Source organism: Polynucleobacter sp. IMCC 30228, assembly GCF_021395205.1.
Classification (GTDB): Bacteria; Pseudomonadota; Gammaproteobacteria; order Burkholderiales; family Burkholderiaceae; genus Polynucleobacter.
In genome coordinates, this window is sequence record NZ_JAJVCS010000003.1 from 73,865 (window position 1) to 95,315 (window position 21,451).

A 21,451-nucleotide genomic window follows, 5' to 3' on the forward strand; every position below is an offset into this window, starting at 1 on the left:
TTCTTTTAATACCAATATCGAGAGAAAATCAATTTTAGACGTTCTTAATCAAAACCATTGATTTACGATCCCAGTTATAAATTTCTTTACGCTCGATGGGTAAATCATCGACTGTGGCGCGCACAAAGCCCCGCTTTAAAAACCAATGTTCGGTACGGGTTGTGAGGACAAAAAGCTTGGTGATACCCTCATTTTTTGCTCTCATTTCAATATGCTTGAGGAGGCGCTCTCCATCACCCGAGCCTTGTACTTCGCTATCAACGGCTAAACAAGCGAGCTCGCCAACCTGATTCGGAAAAGGGAAGAGCGCAGCGCAACCAAATAGCACCCGATCATGCTCGATAACCGAAAACCGCGCGATATCGCGCTCAATGACATCTTGACCGCGGGGCGCCAAAATACCTTCTTCTTCAAGCGGCATGGTGAGCTGCAAAATACCGCTAACATCATCTTGGTTGGCTTCGCGTAAATTTTCAATGTTGGAGGAGGCTAGCATCATCCCAATACCATCGTGAGTAAATAACTCTTCCAAAAGCGCGCCATCGCGATTGGCAGGTAAAAAATGTACGCGGTTGACGCCAGCTTTAACAGCTTGTGCGGCTAAATTCAGTAAGCTACGAAAACCGGGGAGCAATTCGGCATGGCTATTCACATAAGTGTTTAATTGCTCCAGCGACAATTCAGTTATGGGTTCGTGCTGCTCATCGCGCAGAGCGGGATAGGGCGTTAGAAATAAAATTTTGTCAGCCTTTAAGGCTGCAGCAGTCGCTGCAGCGACATCTTCATACGATAAATTAAATGCTTGGCCAGTGGGCGAAAAACCAAGCGGCGAGAGCAAAACTATTTTATTGCTATCAAGCGAGAGCTTGATGGATTCAGCATCGACTTTGCGGACTAAGCCAGTATGAATAAAGTCGGTTCCGTCAACTACGCCAAAAGGCATAGCAGTTATAAAGTTTCCAGAAATTACTGAGATGCGTGAACCTGCCATGGGGGTGTTGGGCAAGCCGCGGCTAAAAGCGGCCTCAATATCTAGCCGTAATTCACCAGCTGCTTCTTTTACACACTCTAAGGCCGCAGCATCAGTAATGCGGTATGCGCTCATGGTGGCTTTGCCGTATTTACTTTTAATTTTGCGCAACTTAAGCTGCTCTTCAATTTGCGGGCGAATGCCGTGGACCAAGACAATACGCATGCCCATGGCGTGCAGCATAGCAATATCTTCGATTAGGTTCTCTAGGCCAATTTCTTGGGCCAATTCGCCAGCAAAAGCAATGACAAAGGTTTTTCCACGAAAACTATGGATATACGGCGCAACATCGCGGAGCCAAGCAACAAAGGGGAAATCAGTACCCGCAGGGATTGCAGCCAGGTTTAATGACGAAGTTTGCTGGGTAGTGGCGGCTAAGTCACGCCGGTTTTGGTCGAGCTTAGGTGGATTCGCGTTCATAGTGAGAAAATTATAGGGTGCAGAAGCCGATAAACCAAACAAAATTCAACCCAGAGTCTCTACCTGTGTCCACTTCCAACACTTCTGAGGAGGCCAAAGCTTGCCTTCTTGCGATTGAGTTTCCCGAAGAATTGCCAGTTTCAGGTGAGCGTGAGCGGATTATGGCAGCTTTGCGAGAACACCAATTGGTGATTGTTTGCGGCGAGACTGGCTCAGGAAAAACGACTCAGCTGCCCAAAATTTGTCTTGCGCTTGGTCGGGGACGGGCTAATGGAGGGCGTTTAATTGGCCATACGCAGCCCCGCCGTATTGCTGCCACAGCAACCGCCAAACGCATTGCGCATGAATTACATTCCCCATTGGGTCAGGATGTGGGTTATCAAGTACGTTTTGCCGATAAGACTAGCTCTACCGCTTCAATCAAATTAATGACGGATGGCATTTTATTGGCTGAGACGCAGCGCGATCCACTCTTAAAGGCTTATGACACCATTATTATTGATGAGGCCCATGAGCGCAGTTTAAATATTGATTTTTTATTGGGATATTTGCGGCAACTTTTGCCCAAACGTAAAGATCTCAAAGTGATCATTACTTCGGCCACAATTGATGCGAATCGTTTTGCGCAACACTTCGCTATTAATGAAATGCCCGCTCCAGTTATAGAAGTGAGCGGCCGTTTATTTCCAGTAGAGCAACGGTATTTTCCTTTAGAGGGCGCAGGCAAAAAGGAAACAAAGGATTTGAGCGAGGGTGTAGCAGAGGCGATTCATGATTTATGGCGTGAGGGTGCTTTAGGTGCTGGGGACGCGTTAGTATTTTTACCAGGCGAACGGGAGATTCGCGAATGTGCTGAAGTGTTACGCAAAGATCCCCATTTGCAACAGCGTTTTCATCCCGAGGTCTTAACCTTATTTGCGCGTCAATCGGTGGCAGAGCAAGAGCGGGTATTTCAAACAGGGCATGGACGCCGCATTATTCTAACTACCAATGTTGCTGAAACATCTTTAACGGTGCCCAATATTCGCTATGTGATTGATAGCGGTTTAGCGCGAGTGAAACGCTATTCCTATCGTAATAAAGTGGAGCAATTACAAATTGAGCCCATTTCACAAGCCGCTGCCAACCAACGTGCAGGCCGCTGTGGTCGGGTTGCAGATGGTATTTGTGTGCGCCTGTATAGTGAAGAAGATTTTCTGGGGCGGCAAAAATTTACTGATCCGGAAATTTTGCGGAGCTCGCTAGCAGCAGTTTTATTACGCATGAGTGCCTTACATTTACCGCGTATTCATGATTTTCCTTTTTTAGATCGCCCATTGGGCAGAGCAGTAGCCGATGGCATGCAATTGCTAGATGAATTAGGCGCGATTGAAACGAGCGCTGAAGATGGTGCTCAAGCAGGTGAAATTAAGCTTACTGCCTTAGGGCGTGAATTAACAGAATTACCGTTAGATCCAAAAGTTGGGCGCATGCTACTGGCGGCGCGAGATCATCAGGCCTTAAAAGAAGTTACTATTATTGTTTCTGCTTTAGCGACCCAAGATCCACGCGATCGACCGTTGGAGCAGGCAGCTGCTGCCGATGCAGCGCACCAACGTTTCGCTGACCCTAAATCTGAATTTTTGAATTATTTAAAAATTTGGAATTGGTATCAAGATGCCTTACATCATAAGCACTCTAATCGACAGTTAGAAAATTTATGTCGAAGTCAATTTTTATCCCCCCGCCGATTACGTGAATGGCGAGATGTTTATGGCCAGCTACATACTATGTTAGGCGAAAAGGGTTGGCGTGAAAATACGATACCGGCGACCTATGAGCAAATTCATTTAGCTTTATTAACCGGCTTATTGGGGCATGTAGCTAAAAAAGAAGAGAGTGATAAGACCACCACGCCAAATACTAAAGTAGGCTCCTATTTGGGCGCACGCGGAATTCGACTTTTTATTTGGCCCGGTTCAAGCTTGGGAAAAAAGGCCGGGGCATGGATTTTGGCAGGTGAATTACAAGAAACCACACGGATGTATGCCCGCACGCTTGCCAAAATTGAGCCACACTGGGTCGAACAAGTGGGCGCACACCGTTTGGTCAAATCTTTAAGTGACCCTTTCTGGGATAGTCGTCAAGGTGAAGTCATGGCGCATGAACGCGGTACCTTGTATGGGCTATCGATTTACCATGGCCGCAAAGTCACTTTTGCTCCCCATGATCAAGCTGAAGCCCGTCAATTATTTATTCAAAAAGCCTTGGTTGAAGGGGAGATGTTTGGGCGGGTAGATACCCCGGCACTGGCGAAAGAAACCGAAATAGAGGCGCAAAAGCGCTATCCTCATAACTATGCGTTTTTCTGGCATAACCGCCGTTTAGTGCGGGAAATTGAGGCGCTCGAGCATCGCTCGCGTCGCCCAGATGTACTAGTTGACGATGAACTATTGTTTGCTTTTTATGCGGCACGTATACCGACGGAAATTTATAGTCGCCCTGGTTTACAAGCTTGGTTACAAAAAACGGCTACTGCTGAAGCGAGTTTACGTTTAGATAAAGCCGACTTAATGCGTCATGAAGCTGCAGGAATAACGGTCGATCGATATCCTCAGCAATTAGTCATGGGGGGCACTGAATTTACTTTGTCTTATCACTTTGAGCCAGCTAGTCCAAAAGATGGGGTGACCTTAATTTTGCCTTTAACGCTATTGAATCAAGTAGATAGTCGTCGTTGTGAGTGGTTAGTACCTGGGATGTGCGAAGAGAAAACGCAAATACTAGTCAAGTCGCTCCCGCAAAAGTTGCGGCGTCATTGCGTACCAATTGCTGACTACGCTAAGGATTTTTTGGAGCGTAGGATAGCAGCGGATGAATTTGGTAAGGGCGATTATCTCGATAGCTTGATCTTGGATTTACGTCAAGTGAAGTCTTTAGAGGTAAAGCGTAGCGATTTTCGTCTTGAAGCGTTAGCGCCGCATTTGCTGATGAATTTTCGTTTACTGGATGAGCACGGTCGGCAATTAGAATTAGAGCGTAACTTGCCGCGCTTAAAAGCTGAGTTTGGTAATAGCGCCCGTCTTGCTTTTCAGGCCGTTGCGCTGGCGCCATCAGCCCTTTCTCGCACAGCCCTTAGCTCTGGCACTTATACCCAGTGGGACTTTGGCGAACTGGCAGAAACCTTAGAAATTCAAAAAGGAGGCAAAACCCTGTTTGGTTATCCTGCCTTAGTCGATGGCGGGGAATCTTGTGAATTAGCGGTATTTGATGATGTAGTTGAGGCACGTAAATTCCATTGGCTCGGTTTACGCCGTTTATTTGCGCTGAGTCAACGCGATACCCTAAAAGCCCTGCAAAAACAATTACCCCATGCGCGTGAAATTGGCTTGTTATTTATGCAAATTGGTACGGTAGAGAGCATCATGGAGCAGATTCTGAATTTAGCACTTGAACGAGCATTCATGGCAGAACCGTTGCCGAATAATCATGAGCAATTTCAAGCGCGTTTGCAAGCAGGCAAGCCACGGCTAACTTTAATTGCCCAAGAAATTGCCCGCCATCTCTTAGTCGCCTTGGAAGCCCACGCCGATGTACAGAAAAAATTAGCGCAAGCAAAAGCCCTTTCTGCTAGCGCTCATGCTGATATTACCCAGCAAATTCAGGGTTTGATTTTTCCGCGCTGCATTGCTGACGTGCCCTATACGCAATTAGTGCACTTACCCCGCTATTTAAAAGCCATTGTTTTACGTCTTGATAAATTGCGCGCTAATCCGGTGCGCGATGCCCAGGCTCAGCGAGAGTGGGAGGCCTTAGCGAGGCCTTGGCAAAAATTACTTCAAGGCCAGAAAGGGGGCGCATCTTATGTTTTAGATGAAGACGCGCGTTTACAAGATTTTCGTTGGCAATTAGAAGAGCTCAGGGTAGCCTTGTTTGCTCAAGAATTAAAAACTCCTATGCCAATGTCAGCTAAACGCCTCGAAAAGGTGCTGCAAAGCCTTTATAGGTAAATATAGCTAAGTCTTGATTCGTATCAAAGCCGGTTGTAGAGAGGGGATTTACAATGGGCTAATGAAATTTCTTTCCAGCGTTACTGTTTTTTTTGTCACATATTTGCTCTTTCCGCATTCTGGTGTTGCGCAAACTGTTACCCCACCCCTAGCGAGGCAAGGCGAGCCAAAGGTTGCCATCGTATTAAATTCAGGTGATGCCAGTATTAGCCTAGTCGATATGCAATTACGTGAAGTTATTAAAACTGTACCCATCGGGAAAGAGCCGCATCATTTAATGATGGCGCCTGATCAAAAAACCCTATTAGTGGCCAATGCGGTAGGCAATGATATTGCGGTTTTAAACGCTAACACTGGCGAGGTAAAAGGGCGTATTCCCAAAATCATTGACCCCTACCAAATTGGCTACTCACCAAATAGTCAATGGTTTGTAGTGAATGGGAATCGCTTGAATCGAGTAGATATTTATGCTGTGCAAGGCAATGACTTTACTTTAGCGAAGTCACTTGCTTTGGCTAAGACTCCAAGCCACATTGCCTTTACTGCCGATAGCAAAATTGCTTTTATTACGTTGCAAGACTCTTCTGAGTTAGTGGCGATTGATTTAGCTAGTCAGACGGTATTGTGGAGAATGCCCACGGGACCAACACCTGCCGGTTTATGGCTGACCCCAGGAGATCAATATTTATTGGTGGGTATTACTGGTGCTGATTATGTGGAAGTGATTGATTGGCGAACGCGCCAATCCATTAAGCGCATTGCGACCGGCAAGGGCGCGCATAACTTTAGACCTCAAGGCGATCGAAAGCATGTCTTTGTGAGTAATCGCGTAGCTTCAACGATTAGCTTAATTGATATGCAGACCTTAACTAAAGTGGGAGATATTACTGGTTTACCAGCGGGCCCAGACGACATGGAAATTACTCCTGATGGAAAAAGTTTATGGGTCACCTTGCGGTTTGCTAAAAAAGTGGCGGTGATTGATATTCCGAGTATGAAAGTAAGCTCAATTATTCCAGTAGGCAAATCACCGCATGGCGTTTTCTTTTATCCGCGAGCTGCCTGGGAGTAGATTTTGCGTAGGCTCTTTAACTCGCTGCTGATTTTATTTTGTTTGACCAGTTTGGGGTGGGCACAAACTATGCCTACGTCAGTTTGCAATAAAACGGTGTACCTCACTTTTGATACTGGCAATATGGCAATGGCTGAAACAATTGCAGCTATTCTGCAGCGCCAGCAAGTACAGGCTACTTTTTTTGTGGCCAACGAAAAAACCAGCCGCGGAGATTTTTCTTTAGACGATAGCTGGCGCTCTTATTGGCAAAAATTAGCGCAAGCAGGCCATCATTTTGGCAGTCATACTTATGATCATCTGTATTTTCAAGGCGATGGCAAAGCTGGGTTTGTTCGTCTTAAGCCACAATTTGGTGCCGATGCAGGCATTGGCAAATGGTATGACGCCCCCGCATTATGTGCGGAGTTAAAGCGGGTTGATGGGCGCTTTCATGATTTAACGGGGCGGCATTTAGAGCCCATCTGGCGCGCTCCAGGCGGTCGAACTTCAGCTCGGTTAATTGCACTTGCTGAGCAGTGTGGATTTCAACATATAGCTTGGTCCAGAGCAGGGTTTTTAGGCGATGAGCTTGACTCGGGGCGCTTCCCTAATGCCGTCTTACTTGAGCAAGCTAGTAGAAATATTCAAGATGGGGATATTGCCATGGCTCACTTAGGTATTTGGTCACGTAAAGAGGCCTGGGCGCCAGCAGTTTTAGAGCCCTTGATTGATAATTTGAAACAGCGGGGATTTTGTTTTGCTACTTTACCTGTAATCACTGCTAAATCCCTGCCTCTTAAACCATAAGGCTGAAGTACGACGATGCTCGATTTTTTATCCCAGCAATATAGCCAAGCGCAAGAGGCTTTGTATCATTATTTGCTTGAGCCAGTGCTGTATCAATTTGGCTTAATGCATTGGGCAGAGGACGCTTTTGATGGCAGTGAATGGCTTTTATTGGGCTTACTACAAATTTTTCTTATTGCTTTTGGATTGCGCCTGTGGGAGAAATTGAATCCCGCTGAATTGCAAGTGCGTCAGGCCAAGGGCATGTCGGCTGATGTGTTTTACACTTTTTTTCATCGCTTGGGTTTATTTCACGCAATCATTTTCATTGTTTTTGCCGATCTCTTTTTCCAATTTGAAGGGCAATTACACGACTGGCGATTTGAGCGTTTTAATGTGGAAAGTTGGTGGCCTGGCATGACCTCAATTCCTTGGGTTAGCTTTTTGATTTATTTAATCATCTTAGATTTTGTTGATTATTGTTATCACCGTGCTACCCATTACTTTCGGTGGTGGTGGCAGTTACATGCTTTACATCATAGCCAAACTACCATGACAGCATGGTCGGATAATCGCAATCATTTTTTAGATGATGTGATGCGCGCCTTGGTTTTTGCGTTTTGCGCTTTAGTTATTGGAGTCAGCCCAGGTCAATTTATTTTGCTGGTGGTCGTCAGTCAATTTATTCAAAGTTGGCAGCATGCAAATGTAAAAGTGCATTTAGGCTGGGCTAAGTATTTATTGGTATCGCCTATTTTCCATCGGCGCCATCATGCTATTCGTCTGGGCTATGAAGCCAGCAATCAACCTGGAGTATTGGGCGGGTGTAATTTTGGTGTTTTATTCCCGTGGTGGGATATGATTTTTAAAACGGCTAATTTTGATCAGCAAGTTCACCCCACTGGCGTAGAGCATTTGCAACTTGCTAATGGCGTACTAAAGCATCAATGGCAGAGCTTAAAATTGGCTTGGCAGACTTTTTTTAAACGCCCTCATTCGCGTTAAAGGTCTAGAAGTAACTTTAAAGGGAGTTTAGATGGTTGGTTTTAGTAGCGTCATTCGTGCTTTGGGTTTGGCCTTGGTAGGTTCAATGCATCCACGTATGTTATGGCTAAGCTTTAGACCATTTTTAATGGCGGCAGTTTTTTGGGGTGTTTTGCTCTGGTTCGCTTGGTCGCCTGCGCTCGATTATTTACGCATTTTTTTAAGCGCTTCGATTTTTACTAGTTGGATCGAGCATGCCCTTGCTTGGCTTGGCATTGAAGGTTCTCAAACCTGGTTAGCACCGTTATTTTTTATCATGCTTTTAATGCCAGTTGCGGCGATTAGTCTTTTGCTAGTGATTGCTTTTACAACTGTGCCCGCCATTGTAAATAGCGTGACCGAGCAGCCAGCTTATGCTAATTTGGCGCTGCCTGTTGGCACCCGTTTATTTGGGGGGTTTTTTAGTGGCCTAGTCTATACCCTTTGGTCAAGTTTAATTTGCTTGGTTTTGGTTTTTCTTACTTTACCTATTTGGTGGATACCACCCTTGTTTGCAATCTTGCCACCTTTGTTATGGGGTTGGTTAACGATGCGTTTAATGACTTACGATGTTTTGGCGAAGCATGCCAGCACTGCTGAACGGCATGCCATATTAGAAAAATATCACTGGTCTTTATTAGTTATGGGTATTTTGGCGGGCTTACTGGGAGTGGTGCCTAGCTTCTTTTGGGCTACTTCGGTGCTAGCTTTAGTGTTATTTCCGTTTGTGTCGTTTGTGGCGCTGTGGGTCTATTCAATCATTTTTGTTTTTGCTGCTCTATGGTTTTCCCATTTCTTATTACAAGCCTTAATTGAACTGCGGAGTACGAGTACCGTTGACGTGATTGAGCATGACCCGTTGCATGGATAATTGCGTATATGTCTTCAATTAACCCAAGGCGTTCTGCGCAGAATAAGAGCCCAGAGCAGCAGATCTCCACTTCGGCCAATTCGCCGGCTACAAGACGTTTTGGTTTGCTCGTTATTGGCGATGAAATTTTGTCAGGCCGAAGAAGCGATAAACACCTTGCCAAGCTGATTGAATTACTCAACGAACGGGGCTTGAATTTATCTTGGGCGCGCTATGTGGCAGATGATCCCGCGCAAATTATTCAAACCCTACAAGATACCTTTGCCAGTGGGGATGTGGTTTTTAGCACAGGCGGTATCGGTGCCACCCCTGATGACCATACCCGTGCTTGTGCAGCTAAAGCTTTGGGGTTAAGTCTAGCCCTGCATCCTGAAGCTAAAGTATTAATTGCTGCCCGAATTCAGGCAACTGCTGAGGGCGATCCGGTGAAGGCAGATCTGCATACGCCAGAAAATCAGCATCGCTTCAAAATGGGCGAATTTCCGCTCGGTTGTGAAATTATCCCTAATCCTTATAACCAAATTCCGGGTTTTCGGCTTCAAGAGCATCATTTCTTGCCCGGGTTTCCGGTGATGGCAGCGCCGATGATGGCCTGGTGTTTGGATCAGCACTATGCGGATTTATTTCACCGTAGCGAATGGGCTGAAAAAAGTTTTATCGTCCCCAGTGGCATTGAGTCAACCCTAACGCCGCTGATGGAGCAAATTGAACGCGACTTTGCAGGCGTGAAGGTGTTTAGTTTGCCTTCGGTTGGCGACCCCTCGCGCAGCGGTATTTTTGCTAAACGCCATATTGAATTAGGCGTGAAGGGCGAGCAAAGCACCTTAGATCCAGCCTGGGAGGCTTTGCGCCAAGGCACCACAGCTTTGGGGTATGAAATTCATGATTTGCCAGCCCGCAGTACTTAATTCAGGCTGGAGAGTGAGGAATTGACGGGTAGTTCAATTTATGCACTAATTTAGTGCAATAATAATGCCTTCAACACCATGGTTTCAGTAAATTAGTCTTATCGGTATTCGCTTTTGGTTTGCTGCAAACAGGAAGCGTAGTTGATTTAAAGCCTGGAGCTTGTGAGATCCAGTATTTTTTCTTAGAGGAGATTTGCATGACGAAGACCGTCGCAGATGTGATGAAGTTAGTGAAAGATAAAGAGTGTACTTTTGTCGATTTTCGTTTTGTCGATACCAAAGGTAAAGAACAGCATACGACTGTACCAATTTCAGCTTTTAATGAAGATAAATTTGAGAGTGGTCATGCATTTGACGGCTCTTCAATTGCAGGATGGAAGGGCATTGAAGCATCTGATATGTTGCTGATGCCAGATCCAACCGCTTGCTATATTGATCCCTTTTATGAAGAGTCGACTTTAGTCATTACCTGTGATGTCATCGAGCCATCGGATGGCAAAGGATACGACCGCGATCCACGATCTATTGCGAAGCGGGCTGAAGATTATTTAAAAAGTACGGGCCTTGGCGACACCGCTTATTTTGGTCCAGAGCCTGAATTTTTTGTTTTTGATGGCATTCGCTGGGGCGCTGACATGCAGGGCTGTTTTGTCAAAATTGAATCGGAAGAGGCCCCCTGGTCTTCTGGCGCCGAGTTTGAAGGCGGAAATACAGGCCATCGTCCAGGCAAAAAAGGTGGTTACTTCCCAGTTTCGCCAGTGGATACCTTTCAAGATATGCGCTCAGAAATGTGTTTAATTTTGGAAAACTACATGGGCATTCCAGTTGAAGTGCATCACCATGAAGTTGCTGGACAAGGTCAATGTGAATTAGGGACGAAGTTCAGCACCTTAACGCAACGTGCCGACTGGACTATTTGGCAAAAGTACGTGGTGCAAAACGTCGCCCATTCTTATGGCAAAACGGCTACCTTTATGCCTAAGCCCGTGGTTGGTGATAACGGCTCTGGTATGCACGTGCACCAATCAGTCTGGAAAAATGGTGAAAACTTATTTGCTGGCAACGGTTATGCTGGCCTTTCTGAATTTGCTCTGTACTACATTGGCGGCATTATTAAACACGCTCGTGCGTTGAACGCAATTACCAATCCGGGGACTAATTCCTATAAGCGTTTGGTGCCTGGTTTTGAAGCACCAGTGAAGCTGGCTTACTCGGCCCGCAATCGTTCGGCCTCGATTCGCATTCCGCATGTGGCTAATCCGAAGGGTCGACGGATTGAAACGCGTTTTCCTGATCCGCTAGCAAATCCCTACTTAGCGTTCTCTGCTTTGTTAATGGCGGGTTTAGATGGCGTGCAAAACAAAATTCACCCCGGTGAAGCGGCCGATAAGAATTTGTATGACTTGCCACCAGAAGAGGATGCCAAAATTCCAACGGTGTGCCATAGCCTCGATCAGGCCTTGGAATGCTTGGATCAGGATCGTGAATTCTTAACCCGCGGTGGGGTCTTTACGAATTCGATGCTCGATGCTTACATTAGCTTAAAGATGGAGGAGGTTACCAAGTTTAGGATGACGACCCATCCAGTCGAATTTGAAATGTATTACTCGCTGTAATTTGTTTTTAAGAAGGAAAGATTAAAGGAAACAGCTTGAGCGCAAGTATCTTGCGCAATCCTTTCAAAGGGGCAGCTGCGGCTGCCCCTTTTGTTCCGGGATTGCTCGAACATTTACCCAATGCATTGGTGGTATTTACTATGCCAACTTTTCAGTTGATTTATGTTAATCCCGCTGCTGAAGCTGCACTCGATCTGTCACGAAAATCGTTATTAGGTTATTCCATTCTAGATTTATTTGCGCACAATGAGGCTTTACAGCACATGATTACAGAAGTTTCAGCAGGCCGTGTAGCCACCAAGCGCCAAGAGCTAGTACTAGACCCTATGCCTAGCCGCATTCATCAAGAATCGATGCCAGCTCATGTGGTTATAGGGATGCTGGAAGAGCCTAACTTATTGATGATGGATTGGTTTCCTATCGATCAACAACTGCGTAGTGAGCGCGATGAAAGAGTGACTCAACAGGTAGAGGCCAATAAAGAACTCATGCGTAATTTAGCGCACGAAATTAAAAATCCATTGGGCGGTATTCGCGGCGCTGCACAGTTATTGGAATTTGAATTACCAGATAAAAATTTACGTGAATATACTCAGGTCATTGTTAAAGAATCCGATCGCTTACAAACCTTGGTCGATCGTTTGCTTGCGCCTCACCGTAAAGCCCATGCGATGGAAACTTTCAATGTGCATGAAGCCCTAGAGCGGGTTCGTAGCTTGGTATTGGCAGAATTTCCGCGTGGCTTAAGTATTGCGCGGAATTATGATACGAGCTTGCCTGATGTGACCGGCGATCAAGAGCAATTGATTCAGGCTGTACTCAATATTGTGCATAACGCTGCCCAAGCGTTACAAGATCAAATGAAACTCGGTACTGCCAAAATTGAATTAAAAACACGCATTGCCCGCTCGGTGACGATTGCGAAAGTGCGCTATAAGATGGCTTTTGATCTGCACGTCATTGATAATGGTCCTGGTATACCTGATGAGATTCGCGAACGCATTTTTTTCCCTTTAGTTTCTGGTCGAGAAGGCGGAAGCGGTTTAGGGCTTACCTTGGCGCAAACCTTTGTGCAGCAACATCAAGGCTTTATTGCCTGTGAAAGTCGCCCAGGCTTAACTGATTTCCAAATTCAAATTCCCTATCGTAAACAGGAGCTAGTAGCATGATAAAACCCGTTTGGATCGTGGATGATGACCAATCTATTCGTTGGGTCTTAGAAAAAGCGCTGACCCGAGAAAATATTCCCCATCGTAGCTTTACTAATCCAAATGATGTTTTAGACGCCTTAGAAAAAGAAACGCCTGAGGTATTAATTTCTGATATTCGGATGCCGCGAGGTAACGGCTTAGATTTATTGCAACAAGTAAAAATCAGTAATCCCAATTTGCCGGTGATTATTATGACAGCATATTCTGACTTAGATTCAGCGGTATCTTCATTTCAAGGGGGTGCATTTGAATATCTAACCAAACCTTTTGACATTCAAAAGGCAGTGGAATTAATTCAGCGGGCAGTCAGTGAGGGCTTGCGGAATAAGACGGGCTCTAAAGATCATGCTAGTTGGCGCAAAGATGTGCCAGAGATAATCGGTCAGGCACCAGCCATGCAAGAAATTTTTCGGGCGATTGGACGCTTAGCCCAATCCAATGCCACGGTTTTAATTAGAGGTGAGTCGGGTACGGGTAAAGAATTAATTGCACATGCACTTTATAAGCATAGTGCGCGCTCAAAAGGGCCATTTGTAACCTTAAACACAACGGCAATTCCACAAGATTTATTAGAGGCTGAACTATTTGGCAATGAGCGAGCACAGTTTGGCAATACCAAGGGCCTAAAACGGGGCGCTTTAGATCAGGCTGAAGGGGGCACCTTATTCCTGGATGAAATTGGTGAACTGCCGTTTGAATTGCAAACCCGTTTATTACGCGTGCTGACCGATGGGCATTTCTATCGCGCCGAAGGTACAGAGTCGATTCGTGCAAACGTGCGGGTGATTGCCGCGACCCATCATCAGTTAGAGGCGCGTGTGGCAGCCGGTTTATTCCGCGAGGATTTATTGCATCGCTTAAATGTGATTCAACTGCGTTTACCAGCATTACGTGAGCGGGCTGAAGATATTCCCGCCTTAGCCCGTCACTTTATGTTGGCTTGCGCTAATGGCTTAAATATAGAACCTAAGCGGCTCGCAGATGAAGTGTTAAAAGAGATGAGTTTAATGTCGTTTCCTGGCAATGTTAGGCAATTAGAAAATTTGTGTCATTGGCTAACGGTCATGTCGCCTGCCAATATTATTGGCCTCAGTGATTTGCCAGCCGAGACCTTGGCCGATGCTGCGGCGCTTTCTGCGGTGACCGATATTGAGGCACCCTCGTCGGTGGGTCATGGTCAGCGCGCTAATCGGGACGAGTGGGATATTGCCTTGGGACGCTTAGCGATGAAAATGTTACAAGATGGTGATAAGAGTGTATTTGATACCTTAACACTACGCTTTGAGAAAGCGGTTCTGAAAGCCGCTTTAGAAGTCACTCGGGGCCGGCGCGTGGAGGCTGCTCAACGACTGGGAATTGGACGTAATACGATTACCCGTAAGCTCCAAGAATTGGATTTGAATGATTAGAATTGCGGCTTGGAATGTCAATTCCTTAAAGGTGCGCTTGCCACAGGTTATCCGCTGGTTACAAGAGCAGAATCAAGCCAAGACACCGATCGATGCATTATGTTTGCAAGAATTAAAACTCACTGATGATAAATATCCGCATGCTGAACTTGAAGCAGCTGGATATTTAAGTTTAGTAGCAGGTCAAAAAACGTATAACGGAGTTGCAATCTTAGTACGTCGAGGTGCATTAGCAGCGATTTCTAGCAATGTTGAAACCACTTTTTTAAAGCCGACCCGCAATATTCCAGGCAGTACCGATGAACAACAGCGCATTCTAGCTGCAACCGTTTGTTTTAAGGGAGTTGCACCGCTACGCTTAATTTCAGCCTACTTTCCTAATGGACAGGCTCCTGGCAGTGATAAATTTTCTTATAAATTAGCTTGGCTTCGTGCCTTAGAGGGTTGGTTAAGCGATGAATTGCAACAGTTTGAGCGCTTAGCCTTATTGGGTGACTTTAATATTGCTCCTGGCGATATTGATGTGCATGATCCGCAAGCTTGGATTGGTCAAAATTTAGTTTCTGTAGAAGAGCGGGCTGCCTTTCAAGGGTTAATTCAATTGGGATTAGTCGATTCATTTCGTTTATTTGAGCAGCCCCCCAAAGTATTTAGCTGGTGGGATTACCGCATGATGGGTTTTCGGCGTAATGCTGGCATGCGCATAGACCATATTTTATTAAGCCAGCAATTAAAGGGTTTGTGTCGGGCGAGTTGGATCGATAAAATTCCCCGAACCTGGGAGCAACCATCCGACCATGCTCCGGTGGTGGCAGAAATTGCTGGCATTTAAGCCGCTGTCGTTAAGCCGCCATGTCGAAGTAAAGCATCGATACTCGGTTCACGACCACGAAAAGCTTTAAATGATTCAGCCGCAGGACGACTACCACCAACGGCTAAAATTTCTTGTCGATAACGTGCGCCAATTTTAGTATCGAGCACACTACCACTCACCTTGGCGGCATCTTCAAAGGCGGAATAGACATCGGCAGACAAGACTTCTGCCCACTTATAACTGTAGTAGCCTGCCGCATAGCCACCAGCAAATATATGACTAAAACTATTAGGCCAGCGCGAGATTGGCGCTTGGGGGAGGACATTTAAACGCTCATTTATTGCTGCAGCAAGATGAATGATTGCAGAATGATTGGCTTCTTTGGCGTCAAAATTAGCGTGTAAGTACCAATCGGTGAGCGAAAGAACAATTTGGCGCAAGGTGCTTAAACCATTGTGGTAATTCTTAGCCGCTAACATTTTGTCAAATAATGGCTTGGGTAAGGGTGCCTTAGTATCAATATGGGCCGTCATATTTTTGACGACGTCCCATTCCCAACAAAAGTTTTCCATAAATTGGCTAGGCAACTCTACGGCATCCCACTCCACACCATTAATGCCAGATACCCCTAGCGCTCCCACCTGAGTGAGCAGGTGGTGCATGCCATGACCACTTTCATGAAACAAAGTGATGACATCATCATGTGTAATAGTGGGTTCACGCTTAACGCCATTAATCTCGAGAGGCGGAGGAAAGTTACAGACTAAGTAGGCTATCGGAATTTGAATGGTGCCATCAGGTAATTCACGGCGTCCCCGTGCATCATCCATCCACGCACCACCCCGTTTTCCCGAGCGGGAATAGGGATCCAGATAAAAATAAGCGATGGTTTTGCCATCTTTCTGATTGACGGCAAAGGATTGCACGTCGGCATGCCAAGTAGGTAAATTCGCAGGCAGTATTTTTACGGTAAATAAGGTTTCGATCAAGCCAAATAAGCCATCTAAAACCTTAGGCAAAGGAAAATATTGCTTTACTTCATTTTCGGAAAAAGCATAGCGGGCTTGTTTCAGCTTTTCTGAAGCAAAGGTAATATCCCAAGGTTGTAAGCCTTCCTGACTATCGTTACCAAGATTTAATTCGCGTTTAGCAAAATCTTGCAACTCATCCCAATCGGTTTGGGCAAATGGTTTAGCGCGGCTTGCAATATCCTTTAAAAAATTTTCAACTTCACTAACACTACCTGCCATTTTGGCAGCTAAGCTCAGAGCTGCATAATTTTCATAACCCAAGAGCTGTGCTTCTTCATGGCGTAAGCGCAGTTGCTGCAGCATATTTTCGGTGTTATCCCAAGCTAGTTGCCCATGACCATATTGCGGACCTAGTTCTGAAGCTCGAGTTAAATAAGCCTCACAGAGCAGACGCCGTAGCGCTCGATTTTCGGCATATTGTTGTACGGGGTAATAGGCAGGAAAGTGCAAGGTAAAGACCCAACCTGTTAGCCCTCTTTGTTTTGCTTGATCGGCAGCAGCAGCTAAGGCATCGGCGGGCAGACCCTGTAATTCCTGTAGATCGACGACGTGATGAAAAAAGCCATCGGTTGCATCGAGCACATGATCAGAAAATGCTTTGCCTAATTGCGCCTGCTCATCTTGAATAGCTGCAAAGCGTGGTTTTATTGCAGCCGGAAGCTCTGCGCCTCCTAAACGAAAATCACGAATAGAATTTTCTAAGACTTTTTGTTGTGCCGGCTGAAGTTGTTTGAAAGCAGGGCTTTGTTGCAGCAATTTAAAACGTTCATAAAGAGCAAGATTTTGGCCGAGGTCGCTAAAAAACGCGGTAACTTGGGGCAGCATTGCGCCATAAGCTGCACGCAATTCAGGGGTATCGGCCACGCTATTCAGATGGCTAACCACCCCCCATGAGCGACTTAAGGCCTCTGTAGCATCTTCAAGTGGTTCAATTAAAGTATTCCAACTGAGTTGCGCATTGGGGATAGAGTTGTAATCTAGCGCGCGCTGCACGGCTGCTTCGGCCTGTTGCAATAGCCAGGTGATTGCAGGATCGATATCGGCCGGCTGAATCGCCGGATAATTTGGAATGCCGCGGCCAAAGTTCAGTAAGGGATTGCCGCTGGAGGCAGGACTGCTTAAATCGCGCACGACTTCCAAAACTCCAATTCCAGTTAAGACAATTTGACCGCTTTTTCGGCTGCTTCAATGGTATTCATTAAGAGCATTGTAATGGTCATTGGCCCTACGCCTCCAGGTACAGGGGTAATCCAGCCAGCGACATATTTAGCTGAATCGAAGTCGACATCACCACATAATTTACCGTCAGGCAAGCGATTGATACCAACATCGATGACTACCGCACCCGGTTTAATCATGGCTCCAGTAATCATTTTAGGTTTGCCAGTGGCTACCACAAGCACATCGGCATCTTTAGTATGGTGGGCTAAGTCACGGGTTTTACTATTGCAAATTGTGACGGTCGCACCCGCTTGGAGTAATAACATCGCCATGGGTTTGCCCACAATATTCGATGCACCAACCACGACGGCTTTTGCGCCACGTAGCGGGTATTCAATGCTTTCTAACATTTTCATACAACCATAAGGAGTGCAGGGAATGAATTCAGGTGCACCCACCATTAAGGCACCAGCATTGGCGATATGGAAGCCATCCACGTCTTTTGGTGGGGTAATTGCTTCGAGGACCCGTTTTGAATCAATATGTTCAGGCAAAGGTAATTGCACCAAAATTCCTTGAATGGAGGGATCAGCATTTAAAGTGGCGATACGTGCTAGTAGCTCTTCTTCGGATAATTCGCTTGCGTAGCGCTCTAGAACAGAATGAAAACCAGCTTCCTCGCAAGCCTTAACTTTATTTCTGACGTAGACTTGGCTGGCGGCATTTTCGCCTACCAAAATAACTGCTAAGCCAGGGCGTAAGCCTTTAGCTGTAACAATGGCCGCACGGGCCGTAATTTCGGTACGCAGCTTTTTTGATAAAACATTTCCATCGATTAACTGGGCTGGCATAGTGAACTCATTGGTTTAGGTGGAAATAAAAAACCAGTTTACCAGTTATTTATCGGTTGATCAACTTCCCTGAGACTCGGATAAAGCGAGACGCAGAAGGTCAGCCACTGTGCTGACATTCAACTTTTCCATAATATTTGCGCGGTGGGCTTCAACCGTTTTAATAGAAATACTAAGGTCGTCAGCAATTTGCTTATTGAGTCGGCCAGAAACAATGCGTTCGAGTACTTGGCGCTCACGGCCAGTGAGTTTTCCTAATAGACCTTGGGTTACTTTGCGGTTGCTAGCTAAGGAGTAATCGGCACGTGCTTTCATTAACATTCGTTCAACTAAATGACAGAGCTCATTTTCTTTAAATGGCTTCTCGATAAAATCAACGGCACCCCGTTTCATGGTGGATACCGCCATAGAGACATCGCCATGCCCCGTTATAAAGGAGACTGGCATTGGTAAATTTTCAGCGGTGAGTCGTTCTTGTAATTCCAGCCCCGACATACCTGACATACGAACATCTAGAATGGCACAGGAAATAGTGGATTTATCGGTATTTTGTAACGATTGTAAAAAACGTTCAGCGCTTGCATGACAACGCACCGTGTAGCCGTTACTCTCTAAGAGCCAAGTTAGTGAATCACGAACGGCCTCGTCGTCGTCAACAACGTATACAACCTCAGCTTGACTGGTTTTCGGGGTATTGCTTTGGATCATCATGGTTCTCGCTTAAATTCTCAGACAGCTCTATGGGTAATAGGATTGTAAAGGTGCAACCAAAAAGGCGGGTATGTTCTGGATCTAGCTGATTTTTGGCCCAGAGGCGGCCATGGTGTGACTCAATGATAGAGCGACAAATATTCAGCCCCATGCCCATGCCATCATCTTTAGTACTAAAAAAAGGCTCAAACATCCGCTGAATCACGGCATCTGCTATACCAGAGCCTGCATCTGTCACTTGAATACGTAGGGCAGTTGGGTAGGTCTCAGGATCTAAATCAGCAGTAATTTTTACCGGCGGGGCAGACCAGCGTGAAGGTAGGGGGTAAGCATCTCGCAAACTATCTAGGGCATTTTTTAAGAGATTAACGAGAACCTGCTCGATTAAGACGGGATCGAGTTCGATACGCGGCAAATTAGGCATGATCTCAGCCACAATTGAAAACCGATGGCGATTCGCTTCAATCTCTAGCAGATCAACCGCATTGCCAATAATTTGGGCGATATCGCAGCTTTTTCTTTGTGGTTCACTGCGTTTAACAAAGTCTCGAATGCGCTGAATAATGGTGCCAGCGCGCAAGGCTTGGGCGGAAGCTTTTTCTAAGGCTGGCATTAGCTCAGCTATTAGACTGGAATCAGAGTAGGTTTTTAATCGTTTGGCTACGCCCATGCAGTAATTAGAAATAGCTGACAAAGGTTGATTAAGTTCGTGCGCCAGTGAAGAAGCCATCTCACCCATTGTTGTTAGGCGACTGGTAAATTGCATCCTTTCATCCTGTTGGCGCGCTAAATCTTCGGCTTGTTTACGGAGCGTAATATCGGTAGCAATGAGTAGTTGCGCCAAATGACCATCGACCCAGGGAATATATCGCCCGCGTACTTCATACCAAGATGGTTCACCATCCATTAATTGCACTTCATGTGAATCGCTGCCCGTATTTTGATTGAACTCCGATTCAGGTAGGCCAGCAAAAACATCAACACTATCATCTTTCATATCATGAATGACATGGGGGCTCATCTCATCGGCATTTAAACTAATGTGGCCTTTTTCAGTAGGACCAAAGCGTTGTCGATAAAAACGATTGGCAAATAATAATTTGCCGGTTTCTAGAGAGACTACTGAAACTGCGGCATCCAATCCTTCCAAAACCGTGACAAAGCGTTCTTGCGTTGCCGTTAATTCTTCGCGAATTTTTTTGGGTTCAGAAATATCCGTAATCGAAGTGACCCAGCCAGTTTGCAAACCTTTTTCGTTTAGCAGAGGAGCGGCATAGGTACGCGTATTGATACGTACGCCATTGCGGCGTTGTAGTTCGCCTTCAATACCTGCTTTCATCAATTGATGATTTTGCTCTTGTAATACCCGTTCCATATTGGTGCCAAGCTGATCATGCTTATCGGCTGGCCAGAAGGGAAAGGGCGGTACTAGGCCAATTAATTCTTCACTAGAGTAGCCTACCATTTCACAAAAAGCCCGATTCACATAGGTAATACGTTTTTCCATATCGTGAGCGCGAATTCCAATTGGCGTGGAATCTTCCATGGCGCTACGAAAACTCGTTTCCGCACGCAAGTTGGTTTCAATTTTATTACGTGCTTGAATTTGTTTTAAGACCGACCATAAACTCCAAATAACGAATGCACTTAAGCCAATCACGACGCCAAGTAGCATTCTAAAAGTAAGATTAGTTGGGGGTGGATAGGTATCTACTTTTAAAATTAAAGTGGGGCTAAAGGCGCCTAACTCGAGACTAGTTTCATTACTCAGCGCCCGAGTTGGGGTATTTCGATCCGAAGAAATGGCCAGCACATTACCTGAATAATTTAGCAAGGTAAAGCGATATTGACTTTTTAGTTCCGTGGGAATGATGTACTCTAAAATTCCATGGGCGCTATATAAAACTGCCAGAATGCCTGCGCCCTCGCCTTCGATGGTAGTGGGTACAGTTTGCCAAAATACGGTTTGTCGCTCGAGCGGAATGGGTTGATCGGTATTCGATTGCAGGCTAATAATTTCACTGTACGCTGGACGATTGGTTTCCCTGCTTAAAATTATTGCCCGTTTTAATTGCCGCTCGATTGTTTCGGCATTAGGTGACTGATCAAACCAATCGGTCGCTTGCGAGGGTAAGGGAATCATCCATTGGCGTAAATTATTTTCATTAAACCAAATTAATTGGCTAATCTCATGGTTATTGGCGACAAAGGCTTCAGCCTGTTTTAATACTTTTACTTGGGCATTGTTATCGGTATTGGCCTTACCCAGCTCTTGACTCATTGCCACTAATGCTTCTGAGTTTGTTAAAAAACGCAATTGAATGCGTTGCTTTACAAATGAAAGCTCTCTGAAAAGAGCATTTTCTTGCTGGGAGCGCTCTTGCATTTGGAGCGTTCCCAAAATAATGCCCATCGCCAGTGTAAAAATAATAATTGCTAATAGCGGTGTAAAGACAATGCGTGATGCCCGCAACTTTGTTAAAAGGTTGCGGTTAAAGAGTTTGGCTGTGAAGAGTTGTTTGAGGGAGCGCATGGGGCGTATAGAGATTACCCTTATTCTGCCTTA

Annotated in this window: 15 protein-coding genes; 10 read left to right on the plus strand and 5 right to left on the minus strand. The window is 45.7% G+C overall.

The window, feature by feature from the left end; all coding sequences use genetic code 11:
* Positions 1-34: 34 nt before the first annotated feature.
* The gene (gene argA / locus LZT21_RS06100; RefSeq protein ID WP_233989882.1) at positions 35-1,450 is read right to left on the minus strand and encodes an amino-acid N-acetyltransferase; all 1,416 of its coding nucleotides are present in this window, start codon (positions 1,448-1,450) and stop codon (positions 35-37) included.
* Between the two features lie 65 nt (positions 1,451-1,515).
* Here argA and hrpA point away from each other — a divergent pair, with 65 nt between their 5' ends.
* From hrpA to xth, 10 genes are all read left to right on the plus strand, one after another.
* Complete coding sequence (gene hrpA / locus LZT21_RS06105; RefSeq protein ID WP_233989884.1) at positions 1,516-5,439, plus strand: ATP-dependent RNA helicase HrpA; 3,924 nt, start codon at positions 1,516-1,518, stop codon at positions 5,437-5,439.
* 61 nt (positions 5,440-5,500) lie between these two features.
* Positions 5,501-6,511 (plus strand): cytochrome D1 domain-containing protein, encoded by a 1,011-nt coding sequence (locus tag LZT21_RS06110; RefSeq protein WP_233923685.1) that lies wholly within the window; start codon positions 5,501-5,503, stop codon positions 6,509-6,511.
* A 69-nt stretch (positions 6,512-6,580) separates the two neighbouring features.
* Positions 6,581-7,300: a polysaccharide deacetylase family protein gene (locus tag LZT21_RS06115; RefSeq protein WP_233989885.1), complete on the plus strand. Its 720-nt coding sequence runs from the start codon at positions 6,581-6,583 to the stop codon at positions 7,298-7,300.
* A gap of 15 nt (positions 7,301-7,315) precedes the next feature.
* Positions 7,316-8,284, plus strand: coding sequence for a sterol desaturase family protein (locus LZT21_RS06120; RefSeq protein WP_233923683.1), 969 nt, complete (start codon positions 7,316-7,318; stop codon positions 8,282-8,284).
* Positions 8,285-8,315: 31 nt separating this feature from the next.
* Positions 8,316-9,173: an EI24 domain-containing protein gene (locus LZT21_RS06125; RefSeq protein WP_233936778.1), complete on the plus strand. Its 858-nt coding sequence runs from the start codon at positions 8,316-8,318 to the stop codon at positions 9,171-9,173.
* An 8-nt stretch (positions 9,174-9,181) separates the two neighbouring features.
* On the plus strand, positions 9,182-10,081 hold the full coding sequence (locus LZT21_RS06130) for a molybdopterin-binding protein (RefSeq protein WP_233989887.1): 900 nt from the start codon (positions 9,182-9,184) through the stop codon (positions 10,079-10,081).
* 197 nt (positions 10,082-10,278) lie between these two features.
* Positions 10,279-11,697: a type I glutamate--ammonia ligase gene (gene glnA / locus LZT21_RS06135; RefSeq protein WP_233923680.1), complete on the plus strand. Its 1,419-nt coding sequence runs from the start codon at positions 10,279-10,281 to the stop codon at positions 11,695-11,697.
* Positions 11,698-11,732: 35 nt separating this feature from the next.
* Positions 11,733-12,866 carry a nitrogen regulation protein NR(II) gene (glnL, locus tag LZT21_RS06140; RefSeq protein ID WP_370634795.1) on the plus strand — a complete coding sequence of 378 codons (1,134 nt, stop codon included), beginning with the start codon at positions 11,733-11,735 and terminating at the stop codon, positions 12,864-12,866.
* On the plus strand, positions 12,866-14,317 hold the full coding sequence (gene ntrC / locus LZT21_RS06145) for a nitrogen regulation protein NR(I) (RefSeq protein WP_370634808.1): 1,452 nt from the start codon (positions 12,866-12,868) through the stop codon (positions 14,315-14,317). Before glnL ends, ntrC begins: the two co-directional genes overlap by 1 nt.
* Complete coding sequence (gene xth / locus LZT21_RS06150; RefSeq protein WP_233989891.1) at positions 14,310-15,149, plus strand: exodeoxyribonuclease III; 840 nt, start codon at positions 14,310-14,312, stop codon at positions 15,147-15,149. The genes ntrC and xth overlap by 8 nt, the downstream gene beginning before the upstream one ends.
* Here xth and LZT21_RS06155 read toward each other — a convergent pair.
* Genes LZT21_RS06155 through LZT21_RS06170 form a run of 4 tightly spaced genes read right to left on the minus strand, consistent with a single transcriptional unit; the run spans position 15,146 to position 21,418 of the window.
* Complete coding sequence (locus tag LZT21_RS06155; protein ID WP_233923677.1) at positions 15,146-17,293, minus strand: M3 family metallopeptidase; 2,148 nt, start codon at positions 17,291-17,293, stop codon at positions 15,146-15,148. The two genes, xth and LZT21_RS06155, sit on opposite strands and share 4 nt — an antisense overlap.
* 23 nt (positions 17,294-17,316) lie before the next feature.
* Positions 17,317-18,174 (minus strand): bifunctional methylenetetrahydrofolate dehydrogenase/methenyltetrahydrofolate cyclohydrolase FolD, encoded by an 858-nt coding sequence (gene folD, locus LZT21_RS06160; RefSeq protein ID WP_233923676.1) that lies wholly within the window; start codon positions 18,172-18,174, stop codon positions 17,317-17,319.
* Between the two features lie 60 nt (positions 18,175-18,234).
* Positions 18,235-18,882 carry a response regulator transcription factor gene (locus tag LZT21_RS06165; RefSeq protein ID WP_233990082.1) on the minus strand — a complete coding sequence of 216 codons (648 nt, stop codon included), beginning with the start codon at positions 18,880-18,882 and terminating at the stop codon, positions 18,235-18,237.
* On the minus strand, positions 18,845-21,418 hold the full coding sequence (locus LZT21_RS06170) for a PAS domain S-box protein (RefSeq protein WP_233923674.1): 2,574 nt from the start codon (positions 21,416-21,418) through the stop codon (positions 18,845-18,847). Before LZT21_RS06170 ends, LZT21_RS06165 begins: the two co-directional genes overlap by 38 nt.
* Between the last annotated feature and the right edge of the window lie 33 nt (positions 21,419-21,451).

Coding starts and splice junctions, on each gene's coding strand:
- argA (WP_233989882.1), bottom strand. CDS start 1,450: ATGAACGCGAATCCACCTAAGCTCGACCAAAACCGGCGTGACTTAGCC.
- LZT21_RS06110 (WP_233923685.1), top strand. CDS start 5,501: ATGAAATTTCTTTCCAGCGTTACTGTTTTTTTTGTCACATATTTGCTC.
- LZT21_RS06115 (WP_233989885.1), top strand. CDS start 6,581: ATGCCTACGTCAGTTTGCAATAAAACGGTGTACCTCACTTTTGATACT.
- LZT21_RS06120 (WP_233923683.1), top strand. CDS start 7,316: ATGCTCGATTTTTTATCCCAGCAATATAGCCAAGCGCAAGAGGCTTTG.
- LZT21_RS06125 (WP_233936778.1), top strand. CDS start 8,316: ATGGTTGGTTTTAGTAGCGTCATTCGTGCTTTGGGTTTGGCCTTGGTA.
- LZT21_RS06130 (WP_233989887.1), top strand. CDS start 9,182: ATGTCTTCAATTAACCCAAGGCGTTCTGCGCAGAATAAGAGCCCAGAG.
- glnA (WP_233923680.1), top strand. CDS start 10,279: ATGACGAAGACCGTCGCAGATGTGATGAAGTTAGTGAAAGATAAAGAG.
- xth (WP_233989891.1), top strand. CDS start 14,310: ATGATTAGAATTGCGGCTTGGAATGTCAATTCCTTAAAGGTGCGCTTG.
- folD (WP_233923676.1), bottom strand. CDS start 18,174: ATGCCAGCCCAGTTAATCGATGGAAATGTTTTATCAAAAAAGCTGCGT.
- LZT21_RS06165 (WP_233990082.1), bottom strand. CDS start 18,882: ATGATCCAAAGCAATACCCCGAAAACCAGTCAAGCTGAGGTTGTATAC.
- LZT21_RS06170 (WP_233923674.1), bottom strand. CDS start 21,418: ATGCGCTCCCTCAAACAACTCTTCACAGCCAAACTCTTTAACCGCAAC.